The 1102-nt window shown below is 47.4% G+C and carries 1 protein-coding gene; it reads left to right on the plus strand.

The genetic code is table 11. The features are described from left to right. A partial coding sequence (locus ACS8FC_RS14760) for a monovalent cation:proton antiporter-2 (CPA2) family protein (RefSeq protein ID WP_439297324.1) occupies positions 1–1102 on the plus strand: 1102 nt, incomplete at both ends.

Here is a 1102-nt window from a genome sequence, read left to right on the forward strand (position 1 = left end):
CAAATTTAATGTTACAAGCTACTATCTTTTTGGGAGCAGCACTGCTCTTTGTTCCCCTTGGTAAACGCTTCGGTATTGCAACGGTCCTAGGCTACCTCATCACAGGGCTTATATTGGGTCCAAGCGGTTTGGATGTGGCGGGTGATGCTGAAAGTCTGCTGCACTTTTCAGAGTTTGGCGTGGTCATGCTGCTGTTCATTATTGGTCTTGAGCTACAGCCCTCACGGCTTTGGGCGCTGCGCCGCTCTATATTCGTTCTTGGCGGTCTACAGGTTGGGCTGACTGGTACGCTATTGATGGGGCTATTGCACCATTTTTTCGCCTTACAGCTAGATACCGCTTTTATCGTTGGCTTTGGTTTGGCACTCTCCTCGACCGCTTTTGTACTGCAGATATTGACCGAAAAACAGCAGCTTTCAAGCACACATGGCCGCGAAGCTTTTACTATCTTACTATTCCAAGACATTGCGGTTATTCCTTTATTAGCGGTCATTCCGTTCTTGTCAGGAGTTCGTGAGCAAAGCTACGATTTACTGTACTTCGGGAAAGTATTTGCCGTCTTTGCCGGTCTAATTTTTGCCAGTCGTTATGTGGTTCGACCCTTCTTTAAGTTTGTGGCCTCAAGCGGTGCTTCAGAATTACTGACGGCGGTCGCGTTGTTTATCGTTATGGGCGTGTCTATTTTGATGGGTCAAATTGGTCTATCAATGGCACTAGGTGCATTTTTGACAGGCGTGTTATTAGCCGACTCTGAATATCGACACGAGCTAGAGGCCAGTATCGAGCCGTTTAAAGGATTACTATTAGGTCTATTTTTCATGTCAGTTGGCATGCTCACTGACGTCAAACTCATTTTGGCCAAGCCGATATTTATCATTGGCTGTGCCCTCGCCTTAATGTTTATCAAGTTTGCAGTGATTGCAGCCATTGCCAAAGTATCAGGCAACCGCTGGCCAACCAGTATCAGATTGGGTGTGACCTTGGCGCAAGGCGGTGAATTTGCCTTTGTTCTGTTCAGTGTCGCCACCGCCCAAAATGTCTTACGTCCTGAGCTTGCCAATACGCTGAACCTTGTCGTTACGATCTCAATGGCACTGACACC

The sequence above is a fragment of the Psychrobacter sp. 1Y4 genome (assembly GCF_051847555.1).